This window comes from Burkholderia sp. BCC0506, from assembly GCF_902833145.1.
Lineage (GTDB): Bacteria > Pseudomonadota > Gammaproteobacteria > Burkholderiales > Burkholderiaceae > Burkholderia.
Window position 1 is genome coordinate 119,496 of record NZ_CADFEN010000010.1, and the last position, 17,552, is coordinate 137,047.

At 67.4% G+C, this 17,552-nt stretch carries 14 protein-coding genes; 10 read left to right on the forward strand and 4 right to left on the reverse strand.

Annotated features, from left to right (window positions below):
• Window positions 1-84 precede the first annotated feature (84 nt).
• The 7 genes from nudB (at window position 85) to HWX62_RS22920 (ending at window position 9,125) form a co-directional block, all read left to right on the forward strand.
• Window positions 85-579: a dihydroneopterin triphosphate diphosphatase gene (gene nudB, locus HWX62_RS22890; RefSeq protein WP_175927797.1), complete on the forward strand. Its 495-nt coding sequence runs from the start codon at window positions 85-87 to the stop codon at window positions 577-579.
• Entirely contained in the window at window positions 576-1,850 is a 1,275-nt protein-coding gene (gene clsB, locus HWX62_RS22895) for a cardiolipin synthase ClsB (RefSeq protein ID WP_175927796.1), read from the forward strand. The genes nudB and clsB overlap by 4 nt, the downstream gene beginning before the upstream one ends.
• 199 nt (window positions 1,851-2,049) lie before the next feature.
• The gene (locus HWX62_RS22900; protein ID WP_006485742.1) at window positions 2,050-2,649 is read left to right on the forward strand and encodes a TetR/AcrR family transcriptional regulator; all 600 of its coding nucleotides are present in this window, start codon (window positions 2,050-2,052) and stop codon (window positions 2,647-2,649) included.
• Between the two features lie 58 nt (window positions 2,650-2,707).
• Window positions 2,708-4,495 carry an acyl-CoA dehydrogenase C-terminal domain-containing protein gene (locus tag HWX62_RS22905; protein ID WP_175927795.1) on the forward strand — a complete coding sequence of 596 codons (1,788 nt, stop codon included), beginning with the start codon at window positions 2,708-2,710 and terminating at the stop codon, window positions 4,493-4,495.
• A 113-nt stretch (window positions 4,496-4,608) separates the two neighbouring features.
• A complete protein-coding gene (locus HWX62_RS22910; protein ID WP_175927794.1) occupies window positions 4,609-7,044 on the forward strand; it encodes a 3-hydroxyacyl-CoA dehydrogenase/enoyl-CoA hydratase family protein in 2,436 nt (811 codons plus the stop codon).
• Between the two features lie 22 nt (window positions 7,045-7,066).
• Window positions 7,067-8,266 (forward strand): acetyl-CoA C-acyltransferase, encoded by a 1,200-nt coding sequence (locus HWX62_RS22915; RefSeq protein ID WP_175927793.1) that lies wholly within the window; start codon window positions 7,067-7,069, stop codon window positions 8,264-8,266.
• A gap of 91 nt (window positions 8,267-8,357) precedes the next feature.
• Window positions 8,358-9,125, forward strand: a complete 768-nt coding sequence (locus tag HWX62_RS22920; protein ID WP_175927792.1) for an enoyl-CoA hydratase — start codon at window positions 8,358-8,360, stop codon at window positions 9,123-9,125.
• A gap of 51 nt (window positions 9,126-9,176) precedes the next feature.
• On the opposite strand, the gene fdhD is transcribed toward HWX62_RS22920, so the two are convergent.
• Window positions 9,177-10,007, reverse strand: a complete 831-nt coding sequence (fdhD, locus tag HWX62_RS22925) for a formate dehydrogenase accessory sulfurtransferase FdhD (protein WP_175927791.1) — start codon at window positions 10,005-10,007, stop codon at window positions 9,177-9,179.
• A 114-nt stretch (window positions 10,008-10,121) separates the two neighbouring features.
• On the opposite strand from fdhD, the gene HWX62_RS22930 reads away from it, so the two are divergent.
• Complete coding sequence (locus tag HWX62_RS22930) at window positions 10,122-10,604, forward strand: nitrate reductase associated protein (RefSeq protein WP_175927790.1); 483 nt, start codon at window positions 10,122-10,124, stop codon at window positions 10,602-10,604.
• Window positions 10,605-10,640: 36 nt separating this feature from the next.
• Here HWX62_RS22930 and HWX62_RS22935 read toward each other — a convergent pair whose 3' ends face one another.
• Window positions 10,641-11,036 (reverse strand): acyl-CoA thioesterase, encoded by a 396-nt coding sequence (locus tag HWX62_RS22935; protein WP_059533053.1) that lies wholly within the window; start codon window positions 11,034-11,036, stop codon window positions 10,641-10,643.
• Between the two features lie 174 nt (window positions 11,037-11,210).
• Here HWX62_RS22935 and HWX62_RS22940 point away from each other — a divergent pair, with 174 nt between their 5' ends.
• Entirely contained in the window at window positions 11,211-13,082 is a 1,872-nt protein-coding gene (locus HWX62_RS22940) for an ABC transporter ATP-binding protein/permease (protein ID WP_175927789.1), read from the forward strand.
• 92 nt (window positions 13,083-13,174) lie between these two features.
• Here HWX62_RS22940 and murU read toward each other — a convergent pair whose 3' ends face one another.
• Both murU and HWX62_RS22950 read right to left on the reverse strand, forming a co-directional pair.
• Window positions 13,175-13,894, reverse strand: coding sequence for an N-acetylmuramate alpha-1-phosphate uridylyltransferase MurU (murU, locus tag HWX62_RS22945; protein WP_175927788.1), 720 nt, complete (start codon window positions 13,892-13,894; stop codon window positions 13,175-13,177).
• 22 nt (window positions 13,895-13,916) lie between these two features.
• Complete coding sequence (locus HWX62_RS22950; RefSeq protein WP_175927787.1) at window positions 13,917-14,966, reverse strand: phosphotransferase; 1,050 nt, start codon at window positions 14,964-14,966, stop codon at window positions 13,917-13,919.
• Window positions 14,967-15,187: 221 nt separating this feature from the next.
• Between HWX62_RS22950 and HWX62_RS22955 the strand changes: the two genes are divergently transcribed.
• Window positions 15,188-17,548 (forward strand): LPS-assembly protein LptD, encoded by a 2,361-nt coding sequence (locus tag HWX62_RS22955; protein WP_175927786.1) that lies wholly within the window; start codon window positions 15,188-15,190, stop codon window positions 17,546-17,548.
• Window positions 17,549-17,552 lie beyond the last annotated feature (4 nt).

Consider the following 17,552-nt stretch of genomic DNA (forward strand, 5'->3'; position numbering starts at 1 on the left):
TCGTTTTTTGCGGTACAGTCGCAGCACTTGCCGTACGTTCGGAGCACCGGGTCGACGCACGGCCTCGTGCCGCATGAAACCAAGATGACGAAGCCGCCGAAAATCCCCGAATCCGTTCTCGTCGTGATCTACACGCCCGACCTCGATGTGCTCGTGATCAAGCGTGCCGACCAGCCCGATTTCTGGCAATCGGTCACCGGTTCGAAGGACACGCTCGACGAGCCGCTCGCGCTCACCGCCGCGCGCGAAGTGGCCGAGGAAACCGGCATCGCGGTCGGCTCGCCGGATGTGCCGGCCGCCGCGCTCGTCGACTGGCATCACCGGATCGAATACACGATCTATCCGCAATACCTGCACCGCTATGCGCCGGGCGTCACGCGCAACGTCGAGCACTGGTTCGGCCTGTGCGTGCCGCATCGCGTCGACGTGACGTTGTCGCCGCGCGAGCATGTGGACCATGCATGGCTGCCGTTCCGCGAGGCGGCCGCACGCTGCTTCTCGCCGTCGAACGCCGAGGCGATCCTGCAATTGCCCGCACGCGTGGCACTCGCGCGTGCGCCGCACGGCTCGTCCGCATGAATGCGGAGACCCGCAAGCGCTTCGCGCAATTGCGGCAGATGTTCCTGCAGGAGCGCGGCTCCGCGTCGCGGCTCGCGTTTACGGTCGGCAACACGGTGCGGCTGTGCGAAACCGGCGGCGAATTCTTCCAGGCGCTGATCGAACGGATCGACGCCGCCCGCGAGCAGGTGATGCTCGAAACCTATATCTTCTGCGACGATGCGGCCGGCCGCCCGGTGTCGGACGCGCTGATCCGCGCGGCGCAGCGCGGCGTGCGCGTGCGCGTGATCACCGACGGCATCGGCACCGCGCGCCTGCCGCTGTTCGATACGTGGGCCGAATCCGGCGTCGAGCACTGCATCTACAACCGCTTCCTGTTCGGCCGCTTCGGCTTTTCGCGCACGCACCGCAAGCTCGCGGTGATCGATCATGCGATCGCGTTCTGCGGCGGCATCAACATCGTCGACGACTACACGCAGGGCAGTGCGACGCTGCCGTTCCCGCGCTGGGACTTCGCGGTCGAGATGGCCGGGCCCGCGGTGTCGGACGTGCGCGCCGCGTTCGAACTGCAGTGGCACCGGATCCGGTTCGGCCACAAGCCGTATGCGCAGTACGCGGCCGGGCTGCACGGCGGCGAGGCGTTCCCGGACATGTTCCGGCGCTGGATGCGCAGCCACCGGTGGATCAAGGCCGGCGCGCTGCGGGTCGTGACCGAGCCGAGCGTCGCGTTCGTCGCGCGCGACAACGTCGTGAACCGCCGTGCGATCGAAAAAGCCTATCTCGCGGCGATCGGCCAGGCACGCCAGCGGATCCTGCTCGCCAATCCGTATTTCATGCCGGGCCGCAAGCTGCGCCGTGCGCTGACCGGCGCGGCCCGGCGCGGCGTCGACGTGCGGGTGCTGATCGGCCGCAAGGAGTTCGCGGCGCTCGATACGGCCGTGCCGTTCCTCTATCACACGCTGCTGCGCGCGGGCGTGCGCGTCGCCGAATACGACAAGACGATCCTGCACGGCAAGGTCGCCGTGATCGACGACAACTGGGCGACGGTCGGCTCATCGAATCTGGACGCGTTGAGCCTGATGCTGAACAATGAAGCGAACGTCGTGCTGGTGCGCTACGATGCCGTGACGAACCAGTTGCGCGACGCGATCGCCACCGCGTTCGCCGAAGGCCGGGAAATCGACGCCGCGCGCTACGCCGCGCGCCCGCGCGTCGAGCGGCTGCTGAACTGGCTCGCGTACACCGCATACCGTCTCGTGATGAAGGCACTGACGGTCGGCGGGTACGACTGACGCCGAGTAAGCATTCGCTTCAAAAATCTGTCCGCACGTTCGTGCGGAAAAGCCGCTCCGGGCCCGCCGGAATCGCGCAAAATAGCGGCTCGGTTAGACACCGGTTTCTAATAATTTCCTTGTTTCGCGAGCGGCCGCACTCAATAATAGTACGGCCGTTCGATTTTATTCGAACCCCCGAACGGTTACAGAAAAAGCTATGCGAAAAGGCGAACAGACGCGTGCCGCGATACTCGAAGCTGCTTTGGACCTCGCCAGCCGTGACGGGCTGGAGGGGCTGACGATCGGCCTGCTGGCCGAGCGCATGCAGATGAGCAAGAGCGGCGTGTTCGCGCACTTCGGATCGCGCGAGGACCTGCAGGTCGAGGTCGTCCGCGAATACCACCATCGTTTCGAGAACGAGGTGTTCTTTCCGAGCCTGCGCGAGTCGCGCGGTCTGCCGCGTCTTCGGGCGATGCTGGCGCGCTGGATCGAGAAGCGCATCCAGGAGGTGACGACCGGGTGCATCTACATCAGCGGCGCAGTGGAGTACGACGACCGGCCGGACAGCCCCGTGCGCGAGCAGTTGATCGCGAGCGTGACCGCCTGGCGTGCCGCGTTGCTGCGCGCCATTTCGCAGGCGATGGAAGAAGGGCATCTGCGCACGGACACGGATCCGGAACTGATGCTCTTCGAGTTGTACAGCTTCACGCTCGGCCTGCATCACGACGCACGCTTCCTGCATTCGCCGGACGCCGTGCGCCTCACGTGGGCCGCGCTGGAAAAGACGATTGTTTCGTATCAGAGCGAGAGCCGTTAGCGGCGCGTGACCCGCCCGCCAGGAGCTCGAGCCGTTTTGCCCACCTTTGGAGAGAGTCATGGGACAGTACGCCGCGCCGCTGCGCGACATGCAATTCGTGTTGCACGAGCTTCTGAACGTCGAAGCCGAAGTCAAGCAAATGCCCAAGCATGCGGACCTCGACGCCGACACGATCAACCAGGTCCTCGAGGAAGCGGGCAAGTTCTGCTCCGAGGTACTGTTCCCGCTGAACCAGGTCGGTGACCGCGAAGGCTGCACGTACGAAGGCGACGGCGTCGTGAAGACCCCGACCGGTTTCAAGGAAGCCTACCAGCAATACGTCGAGGCCGGCTGGCCGGCGCTCGGCTGCGATCCGGACTACGGCGGCCAGGGCCTGCCCGCGTTCGTGAACAACGCACTCTACGAAATGCTGAACTCGGCGAACCAGGCATGGACGATGTATCCGGGCCTGTCGCACGGCGCCTACGAATGCCTGCACGCGCACGGCGCGCCGGAGCTGCAGCAGCAATACCTGCCGAAGCTCGTGTCGGGCGAATGGACGGGCACGATGTGCCTGACCGAGCCGCACTGCGGCACCGACCTCGGCATCCTGCGCACCAAGGCCGAACCGAACGGCGACGGCTCGTACTCGATCAGCGGCACGAAGATCTTCATCTCGAGCGGCGAGCACGACATGTCGAAGAACATCATCCACCTCGTGCTCGCGCGCCTGCCGGACGCGCCGCAAGGCACGAAGGGGATCTCGCTGTTCATCGTGCCGAAGTTCATTCCGGACGCCGCGGGCGAGCCGGGCGAGCGCAACGGCATCAAGTGCGGCTCGATCGAGCACAAGATGGGCATCCACGGCAACTCGACGTGCGTGATGAACCTCGACGGCGCGAAGGGCTGGATGGTCGGCGAGCCGAACAAGGGCTTGAACGCGATGTTCGTGATGATGAATGCCGCGCGCCTCGGCGTCGGCATGCAGGGCCTCGGCCTCACGGAAGTCGCTTACCAGAACTCGCTGACGTACGCGAAGGAACGCCTGCAGATGCGTTCGCTGACCGGCCCGAAGGCACCGGACAAGCCGGCCGACCCGATCATCGTGCACCCGGACGTGCGCCGCATGCTGCTCACGCAGAAGGCCTACGCGGAAGGCGCGCGCGCGTTCACGTACTGGTCCGCGCTGCAGATCGACAAGGAGCTGTCGCACGCCGACGAAGCGGTGCGCAGGGAAGCGGCCGACCTCGTCGCGCTGCTCACGCCGATCATCAAGGCGTTCCTGACCGACAACGCGTTCGAGTGCACGAACCACGCGATGCAGATCTACGGCGGCCACGGCTTCATCTCCGAGTGGGGCATGGAGCAGTACGTGCGCGACGCGCGAATCAACATGATCTACGAAGGCACGAACTCGATCCAGTCGCTCGACCTGCTCGGTCGCAAGGTGCTCGGCGACATGGGCGCGAAGCTGAAGAAGTTCGGCAAGCTCGTCACCGAATTCGCGGAAGCGGAAGGCGTGAAGCCGGAGATGGCCGAGTTCATCAACCCGCTCGCGGACATCGGCGACAAGGTGCAGAAGCTGACGATGGAAATCGGCATGAAGGCGATGCAGAACCCGGACGAAGTCGGCGCGGCCGCCGTGCCGTACCTGCGCACCGTCGGCCACCTGGTGTTCTCGTACTTCTGGGCGCGGATGGCGCGTCTCGCGCTCGACAAGGAAGCGTCGGGCGATCCGTTCTACAAGTCCAAGCTTGCGACGGCCCGCTTCTACTTCGCGCGCCTGTTGCCTGAAACGGCCGCGACGATCCGCGCCGCGCGCGCCGGCTCGAAGACGCTGATGGAAGTCGACGAATCGCTGTTCTGACGCGAGTCCGGGCGGTGCGCGCCGCGCGCCGCCCGAACGCAACGGTTCCTGGTACTCACTTCGCCGTGCAGCCCTCACATTCCGCGCTGCACGACACTATCCGGAGACATCCCGTGAGCAATTTCCTGATTCGCAAGGTCGCCGTGCTGGGCGCCGGCGTGATGGGCGCGCAGATCGCCGCGCATCTCGTCAACGCGCGCGTGCCGGTGCTGCTGTTCGACCTGCCGGCCAAGGAAGGCCCGAAAAACGCGATCGCGCTGAAGGCGATCGAGAACCTGAAGAAGCTGTCGCCCGCGCCGTTCGGCGTGAAGGACGACGCGAAATACCTCGAAGCGGCGAACTACGAGGACGACATCGCGAAGCTCGCCGAATGCGACGTCGTGATCGAGGCGATCGCCGAGCGGATGGACTGGAAGCACGACCTGTACAAGAAGGTCGCACCGCACATCGCACCGAACGCGATCTTCGCGACCAACACGTCGGGCCTGTCGATCACGAAGCTGTCCGAAGGTTTCTCGGACGAGCTGAAGGCGCGCTTCTGCGGCGTGCACTTCTTCAACCCGCCGCGCTACATGCACCTCGTCGAGCTGATCCCGACCGCGCATACGCGTGCCGAGATCCTCGACCAGCTCGAAACCTTCCTGACGAGCGTCGTCGGCAAGGGCGTCGTGCGCGCGAAGGACACGCCGAACTTCATCGCGAACCGCGTCGGCATCTTCTCGATCCTCGCGGTGATCACCGAGGCCGCGAAGTTCGGCCTGCGCTTCGACGAAGTCGACGACCTGACGGGCAGCCGCCTCGGCCGCGCGAAGTCGGCGACGTTCCGCACCGCGGACGTGGTCGGCCTCGACACGATGGCGCACGTGATCAAGACGATGCAGGACAACCTCGCCGACGATCCGTTCTTCCCGGTCTACCAGACGCCCGCCGTGCTCGCCGAACTGGTGAAGCAGGGCGCGCTCGGCCAGAAGACGGGCGGCGGGTTCTACAAGAAGGAAGGCAAGGCGATCAAGGTGCTCGACGCGAAGACGGGCACCTACGTCGATTCGGGCGCGAAGGCGGACGAAACCGTCGGCCGCATCCTGAAGCGCCCGCCGGCGGAGCGCCTGAAGCTGCTGCGCGAGACGGATCATCCGCATGCGCAGTTCCTGTGGTCGATCTTCCGCGACGTGTTCCACTACATCGGCGTGCATCTCGAATCGATCGCCGACAACGCGCGCGACGTCGACCTCGCGATCCGCTGGGGCTTCGGCTGGAACGAAGGCCCGTTCGAAGGCTGGCAGGCCGCCGGCTGGAAGCAGGTCGCCGAGTGGGTGCAGGAAGACATCGCGGCCGGCAAGGCGCTCGCGAACGTGCCGCTGCCGTCGTGGGTGCTCGAAGGCCCGGTCGCCGAGAAAGGCGGCGTGCACACGGCCGAAGGCTCGTGGGCGCCGGCCGCGAAGCGCTTCGTGCCGCGTTCGGACCTGGCCGTGTACGGCAAGCAGGTGTTCCGCGCGCCGCTCATCGGCGAAGCCGGTGCCGACCCGAAGACGTACGGCAAGACGCTGTTCGAGACCGACGCGGTGCGCGCATGGGTCGACGATCGTGCCGGTGAAGACGACGTCGTGATCGTGTCGTTCAAGTCGAAGATGAACACGATCGGACCGAGCGTGATCGACGGCCTCGTGCAGGCGATCGAACTCGCGGAAAAGGACTACAAGGGCGTGGTGATCTGGCAGCCGACGTCGCTGAAGCTCGGCACGCCGGGCGGCCCGTTCTCGGCCGGCGCGAACCTCGAGGAGGCGATGCCCGCCTTCATGATGGGCGGTGCGAAAGGCATCGAGCCGTTCGTGAAGAAGTTCCAGGAAGGCATGCTGCGCGTGAAGTACGCGAACGTGCCGGTCGTCGCGGCCGTATCGGGCATCGCGCTCGGCGGCGGGTGCGAGCTGATGCTGCACAGCGCGAAGCGCGTCGTGCACGTCGAGAGCTACATCGGTCTCGTCGAAGTGGGCGTCGGCCTCGTGCCGGCCGGCGGCGGCCTGAAGGAAGCGGCGCTGCGCGCAGCGGAAGCGGCCACGGCCGCGAACGCGACCACCGACATCCTGAAGTTCGTCACGAAGTCGTTCGAGAACGCGGCGATGGCGAAGGTGTCGTCGTCCGCGCACGATGCGCGTGCGATGGGCTACGTGAAGCCGTCCGACACGATCGTCTTCAACGTGTTCGAACTGCTCGACACCGCGAAGAAGGAAGCGCGCGCGCTGGCCGACACCGGCTACCGCGCCCCGCTGCGCGCGAAGGACGTGCCGGTTGCGGGCCGCTCGGCGATCGCGACGATCAAGGCGCAGCTCGTCAACATGCGCGACGGCCGCTTCATCAGCGACCACGATTTCCTGATCGCGAGCCGCATCGCCGAAGCCGTGTGCGGCGGCGACGTCGAAGCCGGCAGCCTCGTCGACGAGCAATGGCTGCTCGCGCTCGAGCGCCGCGCGTTCGTCGAGCTGCTCGGCACGCAGAAGACGCAGGAACGGATCATGGGCATGTTGCAGACCGGCAAGCCGGTGCGTAACTGAGCGAGCAGACAAGGAGTCTGAAATGAGCAAACAACTGCAAGACGCATACATCGTCGCCGCCAGCCGCACCCCGATCGGCAAGGCCCCGCGCGGTGTCTTCAAGAACACGCGCCCCGACGAGCTGCTGGTTCACGCGATCAAGTCGGCGGTCGCGCAGGTGCCCGGTCTCGACACGAAGGTGATCGAGGACGCGATCATCGGCTGCGCGATTCCGGAAGCCGAGCAAGGGCTGAACGTGGCACGCATGGGCGCGCTGCTCGCCGGCCTGCCGCAGACGGTCGGCGGCGTGACCGTCAACCGCTTCTGCGCGTCGGGCATCACCGCGCTCGCGATGGCGGCTGACCGCATCCGCGTCGGCGAATCGGACGCACTGCTCGCGGGCGGCTGCGAATCGATGAGCATGGTGCCGATGATGGGCAACAAGCCGTCGATGTCGCCGCACATCTTCGATCGCAGCGAAGACTTCGGCATCGCGTACGGGATGGGCCTGACGGCCGAGCGCGTCGCCGAGCAGTGGAAGGTGAGCCGCGAGGACCAGGACGCGTTTTCGGTCGAATCGCACCGCAAGGCGCTCGCCGCGCAGCAGGCCGGCGAGTTCGGCGACGAAATCGCCGCCTACACGGTTACCGAGCGCTTCCCGAACCTCGCGACCGGCGAGGTCGACGTGAAGACGCGCGAGATCAAGCTCGACGAAGGCCCGCGCGCGGATACGTCGCTCGAAGGCCTCGCGAAGCTGCGCACGGTGTTCGCGAACAAGGGCTCGGTCACGGCCGGCAACAGCTCGCAGACGTCGGACGGCGCCGGTGCGCTGCTCGTCGTGTCGGAGAAGGTGCTCAAGGAGTTCAACCTGACGCCGCTCGCGCGCTTCGTGAGCTTCGCGGTACGCGGCGTGCCGCCGGAAATCATGGGCATCGGTCCGAAGGAAGCGATTCCGGCCGCGCTGAAGGCCGCCGGCCTGAAGCAGGACGATCTCGACTGGATCGAGCTGAACGAGGCGTTCGCCGCGCAGTCGCTGGCGGTGATGCGCGACCTCGGCCTCGATCCGTCGAAGGTCAACCCGATGGGCGGCGCGATCGCACTGGGCCACCCGCTCGGCGCGACCGGCGCGATCCGCGCGGCGACCGTCGTGCACGGCCTGCGCCGCCGCAACCTGAAGTACGGGATGGTCACGATGTGCGTCGGCACCGGCATGGGCGCCGCGGGCATCATCGAACGCCTGTAAGCGGGACGCGACGACAAGCGACGACGGTGCGCGGGCCACGAGCTCGCGCACCGTTTTTTCATTCCGGTAGAGACAGTCAAAGGAGACGGTTGTGGCCGACATTCAAGTGGAACGCGCCGACGGCGTGATGACGATCACGATCGCGCGCCCGGCGAAGAAGAATGCGCTGACGGCGGCGATGTACCAGACGATGGCCGATGCGCTCGCCGACGCGCAGGAAGACAAGGCGACGCGCGTGATCCTGCTGCGCGGCAGCGACGGCAATTTCAGCGCGGGCAACGATCTCGAGGATTTCCTGAAGGCGCCGCCGCAGGACGACACCGCATCGGTGTTCCAGTTCCTCGCGCGGATCAGCAGCGCGAGCAAGCCGGTCGTCGCCGCGGTGCCGGGCATCGCGGTCGGCGTCGGCGTGACGATGCTGCTGCACTGCGATCTGGTCTACGCGGCCGACACCGCGACGTTCTCGCTGCCGTTCGCGCAGCTCGGGCTGTGCCCGGAAGCCGCGTCCAGCGCGCTGCTGCCGCGCCTGGCCGGCCATCAGGTCGCCGCCGAGAAGCTGCTGCTGGGCGAGGCGTTCGACGCGCTGGAAGCGCACCGGATCGGCATCGTCAACCGCGTGCTGCCGGCGGCCGAGCTCGACGCATTCGCGGCGAAGCAGGCGGCGAAGCTGGCGGCGCTGCCGGCGGCATCGCTGCGTGTGACGAAGGCGCTGCTCAAGGACACGGGCGGCGTGGCGACGCCCGCGCGGATGGCCGAGGAAGCGCGTCACTTCGCCGCGATGCTGCGCGCGCCGGAGGCGCGCGAGGCGATGACGGCGTTCTTCGAGAAGCGCAAGCCGGATTTCCGTCAGTTCGACTGACGAAGCAGGGCGCGCCGGCGGTGGAGCGCCGGCGCGCGGCCTGGAGCGCGATCAGGCCGTGCCGTAATCGACGTGGCCCGTTTCGCGGCAGAAGCTGACGAGCCGCAGGCCGGCCGTCTTCGCGATCGCGATCGCGAGCGACGACGGCGCGGAAATGGTCGCGACCAGCGGGATGCCGACCCGCGCGGCCTTGCGCACGAGCTCGTAGCTCGCGCGGCTCGACAGGAACACGAAGCCGTCGGTGGTATCGGCGCGAGACAGCACGAGCGAGCCGATGAGCTTGTCGAGCGCGTTGTGGCGGCCGACATCCTCGAATGCCGCGTGGATCGCGCCTGTTGCGTCGCACCACGCGGCCGCATGCAGGCCGCCAGTCAGCTTCGTCAGCGCCTGGTGCGCCGGCAGCGCATGTGCGGCATGCGTCAGCGCGTCGGGCGCGAGGCGCGCGAGAAAACCGGTATCGGGCACGCGTTCGGGCGCGAGGTCGAGCAGGTCGATGCTCTCGATGCCGCAGACGCCGCAGCCCGTGCGCCCCGCGAGCGCGCGGCGCCGGTCCTTCAGCGCGGCAAACGCCTGCTGGACGACTTCCAGGTGGACTTCCGCATGCGGCAGCGGCGCGTCGGCGTGCAGGATCACCTCGATGTCCTTGATGTCGCTGCCGCGCGCGACGATGCCTTCCGAGATCGCGAAGCCGACCGCGAACGCCTCGAGGTCGCAGGGCGTACACATCATCACCGCGTGCGAGATGCCGTTGAAGACGAGTGCGACCGGCCATTCCTGGCCGACGAAGTCGTGCGCGGTTTCGAGCGCGTCGCCGCGCGTGCGGTTGACGGGCAGTTCGATCGCGCCGCGCGGTTCGTCTGATTGGGTCGGATTCACGAGCACTCCCGTTGGTTCGAAGCACGGCCGGCGACGATCGTGCCGCCGCCCGCGCGCAGAGGTTCTAAAATACCTCAGGCAAGCCGGCCGCGCCGGCATCCGCCACGTCAGGTAACGACCATGGGACTCAGCGACGCTCCGTTGCTCTTCAATTTCGAACACGATTCGTCGGAAAACTTCACGTACATCCCGATGATCGTGCGTTTCAATCTCGATCGCTTCGGCCTGCGCATTTCGCTCGAACAGTGGCAACTGCTGCCGCTCGAGGACCGCAAGCTGCTCGCGCGCTTTCCGGCCGACGACGACACCGCGATCGAGCCCAACTTCGATCACGCGCTGTTCGAAATGCTGCGCACGCACGCCGATCTGGAGCCGTCATGGTTCCAGCCGGACGAGCAGCCGGCGTGGCGCGACGTCGACACGGTGCCGGCGTCGCTCGTGCAGCAAAGCGCGCTGGCCGGGCTGCCGGCGCCGGCGCTCGCGCAGTGGCAGCGGCTCGCGCCGTTCCAGCGCTACGTGCTGGTCAAGCTGTCGCGCAAGCCGAAGCTGAATCACGATTTCCTGCCCGCGATGCGGGAGTTCGGGCTCGCGGCCACGCACTGACGGCCGCATGCCGCGCTGCAGCGCGGCGCTTGCCCGTCAGAGCGGCGGCAGTTGCCGCGGCTTGCGGTCCGGGCCGGTCGCGACGTAGGTGAGCGTCGCTTCGGTCACTTTCACGACTTCGCCCATCAGGCGCATGCGCTGCGCGTACACCTCGACGTCGACCGTGATCGACGTGTTGCCGGTGCGCGTGATGGTGGCGTAGAAGCTCAGCAGGTCGCCGACGAATACCGGCTGCTTGAACACGAACGAGTTGACCGCCACCGTCGCGACGCGGCCGTTCGCGCGCTGGCTCGCGGGGATCGAGCCGGCGATGTCGACCTGCGACATGATCCAGCCGCCGAACACGTCGCCGTGGACGTTCGCGTCGTGCGGTTGCGGGACGACGCGCAGCGCGGGCTGCTTCTGCGGGAGTTCGAGGGTCGAATCGGTCATGGCGGGGGCTTTCATCCTGTAATAAACGGGCCGCCGCGCGCAGCCCGGCCGGCGAGGCCGCCGGCAGCGGCGCGTAGCGGCTTCTGCGACAATACAACGTTCGCAAATTGTACGAGAAAGCACGCGAGCCGACCGCCGCAGCACGCGTTTCGCACCGCCGCCGATCCTTCCCCCATGCGCCGATTTCCCGCTTCCGGCGAGCCCGCGCCGGCTTCGACCGGGCCTCGCAACGACTGGCAGACCATCCGGTCGCTGCTGCCGTACCTGACCACCTACAAATGGCGCGTCGCGCTCGCGCTCGGCTGCCTGATCGGTGCGAAGGTCGCGAACCTTGGCGTGCCGGTCGTGATGAAGCGCATCGTCGACCACCTGTCCGCCGTGCAGCAGCTCACCGCGCTCGGCCGCGCCGAACAGTCGGCCGGCATCGTGCTCGCGGGCGGCGTCGGGCTGCTGGTCGTCGCGTATGCGCTCGTGCGGCTGTCGACGTCGCTGTTCACCGAGCTGCGCGAAATCCTGTTCTCGAAGGTCACCGAGAGCGCGGTGCGCCAGCTCGCGCTGCAGGTGTTCCGGCATCTGCACGGGCTGTCGCTGCGGTTTCATCTCGAACGCCAGACGGGCGGCATGTCGCGCGACATCGAGCGCGGCACGCGCGGCATCCAGCAACTGATTTCGTATTCGCTGTACAGCATCCTGCCGACGCTGGTCGAAGTCGGGCTCGTGCTCGGCTTCTTCGTGGTCAAGTACGACGCCTACTACGCGTACGTGACGTTCGCGGCGCTCGTCACGTACATCGTGTTCACCGTGAAGGTCACCAACTGGCGCACGCACTTTCGCCGCACGATGAACGAACTCGATTCGCGCGCGAACTCGCGGGCGATCGATTCGCTGATCAACTACGAGACGGTGAAGTACTTCGGCAACGAGGAGTGGGAGGCGCAGCGCTACGACGAGAACCTGAAGCGCTACCGGAAGGCCGCGATCCGCTCACAGAACTCGCTGTCGGTGCTGAACTTCGGCCAGCAGGCGATCATCGGCACGGGGCTCGTGTTCATCCTGTGGCGCGCGACGCAAGGCGTGCTCGCGGGCAGGCTGACGCTCGGCGATCTCGTGCTGATCAACACGTTCATGCTGCAGCTGTACATTCCGCTGAACTTCCTCGGCGTCGTCTATCGCGAGCTGAAGCAGAGCCTGACCGACATGGACCGGATGTTCGGGCTGCTGTCGGCGCCGAAGGAAGTGGCCGACCGGCCGGATGCGCGGCCGCTCGCGGTGGCCGGCGCGCAGGTGCGCTTCGAGCACGTGAACTTCGCGTACGAGCCGTCGCGGCCGATCCTGCACGACGTGACGTTTACGATCGAGGCCGGCACGACGACCGCGGTCGTCGGCCACAGCGGCTCGGGGAAATCGACGCTGTCGCGGCTGCTGTTCCGCTTCTACGACCTCGACCGGCAGACGGGCGGCGCGATCCGGATCGACGGCCAGGACATCCGCGACGTCACGCAGGATTCGCTGCGCGCGTCGATCGGGATCGTGCCGCAGGATACCGTGCTGTTCAACGACTCGATCTACTACAACATCGCGTACGGCCGGCCGAGCGCGACCCGCGACGAAGTGATCGCGGCCGCGCGCGCCGCGCACATCCACGATTTCATCGAGAGCCTGCCGAAGGGCTATGACACGCCCGTCGGCGAGCGCGGGCTGAAGCTGTCCGGCGGCGAGAAGCAGCGCGTCGCGATTGCGCGCACGCTGCTGAAGGACCCGCCCGTGCTGCTGTTCGACGAAGCGACGTCGGCGCTCGATTCGCGGTCGGAGCGCGCGATTCAGCACGAACTCGACCAGATCGCGCGGCATCGCACGACGCTCGTGATCGCGCACCGGCTGTCGACGGTCGTGCATGCGCAGCAGATCCTCGTGATGGACCATGGGCGGATCGTCGAGCGCGGCACGCACGACGAACTCGTGCGCGCCGACGGGTTGTATGCGCAGATGTGGGCGCTGCAGCAGCAGCGCGCGGCAGCTGGCGGGGAAGAGGCCGAGGCCGCGTAACGGTGTGGGGCGTGGGGCCCGGCGCGTGCTGCGTGCCGTGGCGCGCAGCGCGACGGCGGCCCGACGGGTGCGTGGCCGCCCGGCGGCTCTGGTCAGCCCGCGGCGCGCAGCCGCGCGTCGAGTTCCCCGAGCTGCGCGGGCGTGCCGACGTTTTCCCAGATACCTTCGTACAGTTCGCCGCTCGCGTGGCCGGTTTCGATCGCCGCGCGATAGTACGGCGTCAGCGCGCGCCGCGTGCCGGGCGCGAGGTCGCGGAACATCCGCGTGTCGTACAGGCCGATGTTGCCGAACGTGACGCGCGCCGCGCCGTCGAGCGCGAGACGGCCGTCGTCGCCGAGCGCGAAGTCGCCGGCCGGGTGGAACGGCGGGTTCGGCACCATCACGAGATGCATCGCCGGCGTGTCGAGCGCGGCCATCCGGGCGGCGCGCGGCGCGAGCGTCCGGTAGTCGAATGCGCAGTACACGTCGCCGCTGACGGCCGCGAACACGGTCGGTTGCCCGTCGCGTTCGATGAGCGGCAGCGCCTGCGCGATGCCGCCCGCGGTTTCCAGCGCTTCACCCTCGGCCGAATACGCGAGCCGCACGCCCCAGCGCGAACCGTCGCCGAGCGCGGCCTCGATCTGCTCGCCGAGCCATGCGTGGTTGATCACGATCGTCTCGATGCCCGCACGCGCGAGCGCCTCGATCTGCCACACGATCAGCGGTTTGCCGCCGGCTTCGAGCAGCGGCTTCGGGCGGGTGTCGGTCAGCGGGCGCATCCGTTCGCCGCGTCCGGCGGCGAAGATCATCGCCGTGGTCAGGGTCGTGCTCATGGTCGACTGGGTGTGAGGGCGCTCAGAACGTATAGCCGACGTCGGCCGGCGCATTGCCCTCGAGCTCGTCGAGCAGCTTCGCGAACGGTACGAGCGGGCGATAGCGCAGCGCGACCTTGCGCGCGTACGCGAGGAAGCGCGGCAGGTCGTTCAGGTAGTGCGGCTTGCCGTCGCGGTAGTTGATGCGCGCGAACAGGCCGAGGATCTTGATGTGGCGCTGCAGACCCATCCATTCGAGCTGGCGGTAGAACTCGCCGAAATCGGGATCGACCGGCAGGCCGGCCTTTTTCGCCTTTTCCCAGTAGTACGCGAAGCAGTCGAGCTCGAACGCTTCGTCCCAGCTGATGAACGCGTCGCGCAGCAGCGACACGACGTCGTACGTCAGCGGCCCGTACACGGCGTCCTGGAAGTCGAGCACGCCCGGGTTCGGCTCGCAGACCATCAGGTTGCGCGGCATGAAGTCGCGCAGCATGAAGCCTTGCGGCTGCGCGTGCGCGCTCGCGACCAGCACCGCGAAGGTGCGCTCGAGCGTGCCGCGCATCGCGTCGGTGACCGGCTTGCCGAGGTGGCGGCCGACGAACCATTCGGGCAGCAACTCCATTTCGCGGCGCAGGAACGCTTCGTCGAACGGCGGCAGCACGTCGGGCTTCGACGCGAGCTGGAAGCGGATCAGCGCGTCGAGCGCGTCGCGCATCAGCGGACGGGCCGCGACCGGGTCGGCCGGATCGAGCACCGAGATGTACGACGTGCGGCCGAGGTCGGTCACGAGCATGAAGCCCGCGTCGAAATCGTGGGCCAGCACGTCCGGCACGTGGTCGCCGGCCGCGGCGAGCAACTGCGCGACCTGGACGAACTCGCGGCACTTCTCGGGCGGCGGCGCATCGACCGCGATCAGCGTGCCGCCGGGGCTCGTGGCCGACGCGACGCGGAAATACCGGCGGAAACTGGCGTCCGACGACGCGGGCGCGAGGGTCGACAGATCGAGGGCGTAGCGCCCGGCGAGCGGCTGCAGCCACGCGGTGAGCGCTTCGAGGCGGGCGTCGGGCTGGGATGCGGCGGATGGGGGTGTCATGAAACTCGGCGGAGGGGGGAACGTCTTGCCATATAATACCCCACGACTTTTTTGACGCGCCCCGCGTCAGCTTCCGCCGTGCAGGCTCGCCGCCTGTCGCGCCGTCCGCCCGATCGCCTCCCCGGTTTGCGAAGAGCCGCAGTCGCGGCCCGACGGCGCGGCCCGCCGCGCGAAGGTGCCGTGCAGGCGCGGTTGACAAGGGGCGATTCGCCAAACGATAGATGCCGCCCAAACCGCTATTCCCGAATGTTTTCCCCGGTGACGGGGCGCCGCGCAAACGGCGGCTCGCGCTCGCGCTCCTGGCCGTGCCCGGCCTCGTGCCGGCCGTGTCGTACGCGCAGCTGTCGGGCGCGGCCGCGCAGCCGCAGCCGCTCGACTCGCCGTGGGATCTGCGTCTCGCGCCCCAGCTCGAGGATCATCCGCTGAAGGACGGCGCGAAGCCGGCCGCCTTCGTGATCGCCGACCACACGAGCGGCACCGCCGAGCAGGACCTCGCCGCGAAGGGCTCCGCCGAGCTGCGGCGCGGCGACGCCGTCGTGAAGGCCGACGCGATCCACTACGATCAGGATACCGACATGGCCGATGCGTACGGCCAGGTCAAGGTGATCAATGGCGGCACGTCGTTCGCGGGCCCCGAGGCGCACCTGAAGATCGAGGCGAACCAGGGTTTCATGACCGCGCCGAAGTACCACTTCAACGTGACGGGCGGGTCGGGCAGCGCGGAGCGCGTCGACATGGTCGACAACGAGCGCTCGGTGTTCGTCAACGGCACGTACACGGCGTGCCAGTGCTCGACGAATCCCGCGTGGTACATCAAGGGCAGCCGCTTCGATTTCGATACGGGCGCCGACGAGGGCACCGCGCGCAACGGCGTGCTGTTCTTCCAGGGCGTGCCGATCTTCGCGAGCCCGTGGATGACGTTCCCGCTGTCGGGCGAGCGGCGCAGCGGCCTGCTGCCGCCGACGTTCTCGATGAACTCGAGCAACGGCTTCGAGCTGTCGCTGCCGTACTACTTCAACATCGCGCCGAACCGCGACCTGACGCTCACGCCGCGCATCATCTCGCGGCGCGGCGTGATGACCGAGGCGACGTTCCGCTACCTGTCGCCGTCGTATTCGGGCACCTTTACGGCCAATTACCTGCCGGATGACCGGCTCGCGCACCGCAACCGCTACGCGATCTACTGGCAGCACCAGCAGAACTTCGGCGGCGGCTTCGGCGGCTACGTCTATTACAACAAGGTCTCGGACAACACGTATCCGGAAGACCTCGGGTCGGCGAACCAGTTCATCAACGGGACGCAGACGCTGTACCAGCAGGAAGCCGGCCTCACGTACAACAACGGCCCGTGGTCGGTGCTCGCGCGCTACCAGCACTGGCAGACGCTGCCGCCGTCGATCGCGCCGTACAGCCGCGAGCCGCAGTTGAACGTAAAGTACACGAAGTACAACGTCGGCGGCTTCGACTTCGGCGCGGAAGCCGACTATTCGCGGTTCCGCATCACGACCGCGGATGCGACCGAAGGCGACCGGATCGTCTTCAACCCGTACATCTCGTACGGCGTGTACGGCCCCGGCTACTTCGTCGTGCCGAAGGTCCAGTACCACTTCGCGTCGTACGACCTGAACTATCTGTCGTCGACCACGCCGAACAGCCCGAAGCGCTTCACCGAGTCGATCCCGACCGTGACCTTCGACACGGGCCTGATCTTCGACCGTTCGGTGCGCCTGTTCGGCCAGGACTTCATCCAGACCCTCGAGCCGCGCCTGTACTACGTGTACACGCCGTATCGCGACCAGTCGAACGCGCCGCTGTTCGACACCGCGGAATCGGACTTCGGCCTCGCGGAGATCTACCAGCCGAACACGTTCGTCGGCAACGACCGGATCGCCGACGCGAACCGGATCACGGCCGGCCTCACGTCGCGCTTCATCGATCCGCGCACCGGCGACGAGCGCGCGCGCTTCGTGATCGCGCAGCAGTACTACTTCGCCGACCAGCGCGTCACGCTGACCCCCGGGCAGAGCGCCGTGCTGGCGCGCCACTCGGACCTGATCGTCGGCGCCGCGCTGAAGCTCGGCTCGGGCTTCATGTCGGAAACGGCGTTCCAGTACAACCAGAACAACAATCAGCTCGTGAAGTCGAGCGTCGGTTTCGGCTACAGCCCGGGCGAGCGCCGCGTGATCAACGTCGGCTACCGCTATACGCGCGCGAACACGACGCTCGACAACCAGCCGATCAACCAGTTCCTGGTGTCCGCGCAATGGCCGCTCACGCGCCGCCTGTATGCGATCGGCCGCTTCAACTACGACCTCGCCGGCGATCGCGTGGTCGACGGTCTGGTCGGCTTACAATACGACGCGGATTGCTGGGCGCTCGGAGTCGGGGTGCAGCGGGCCGCGAACGGCATCAACACGTCGGGGCAGCAGAACTCGTCGACGCGATTCATGATGCAGCTGACGCTCAAGGGCTTGTCGACCATCGACAACGGCCTCGTGTCCGCATTCCGCGCCGGGGTGCCGGGCTACACGCCGTTGCCGCCGCCGCCGCCGCCGATGTCCCGCTTCAGCAACTACGAGTAACGCC

Bases quoted from the DNA above. Each gene is read 5' to 3' on its own strand.
- nudB (WP_175927797.1), top strand. From the start codon at position 85: ATGACGAAGCCGCCGAAAATCCCCGAATCCGTTCTCGTCGTGATCTAC.
- clsB (WP_175927796.1), top strand. From the start codon at position 576: ATGAATGCGGAGACCCGCAAGCGCTTCGCGCAATTGCGGCAGATGTTC.
- HWX62_RS22900 (WP_006485742.1), top strand. From the start codon at position 2,050: ATGCGAAAAGGCGAACAGACGCGTGCCGCGATACTCGAAGCTGCTTTG.
- HWX62_RS22905 (WP_175927795.1), top strand. From the start codon at position 2,708: ATGGGACAGTACGCCGCGCCGCTGCGCGACATGCAATTCGTGTTGCAC.
- HWX62_RS22915 (WP_175927793.1), top strand. From the start codon at position 7,067: ATGAGCAAACAACTGCAAGACGCATACATCGTCGCCGCCAGCCGCACC.
- HWX62_RS22930 (WP_175927790.1), top strand. From the start codon at position 10,122: ATGGGACTCAGCGACGCTCCGTTGCTCTTCAATTTCGAACACGATTCG.
- HWX62_RS22935 (WP_059533053.1), bottom strand. From the start codon at position 11,036: ATGACCGATTCGACCCTCGAACTCCCGCAGAAGCAGCCCGCGCTGCGC.
- HWX62_RS22940 (WP_175927789.1), top strand. From the start codon at position 11,211: ATGCGCCGATTTCCCGCTTCCGGCGAGCCCGCGCCGGCTTCGACCGGG.
- murU (WP_175927788.1), bottom strand. From the start codon at position 13,894: ATGAGCACGACCCTGACCACGGCGATGATCTTCGCCGCCGGACGCGGC.
- HWX62_RS22950 (WP_175927787.1), bottom strand. From the start codon at position 14,966: ATGACACCCCCATCCGCCGCATCCCAGCCCGACGCCCGCCTCGAAGCG.
- HWX62_RS22955 (WP_175927786.1), top strand. From the start codon at position 15,188: ATGCCGCCCAAACCGCTATTCCCGAATGTTTTCCCCGGTGACGGGGCG.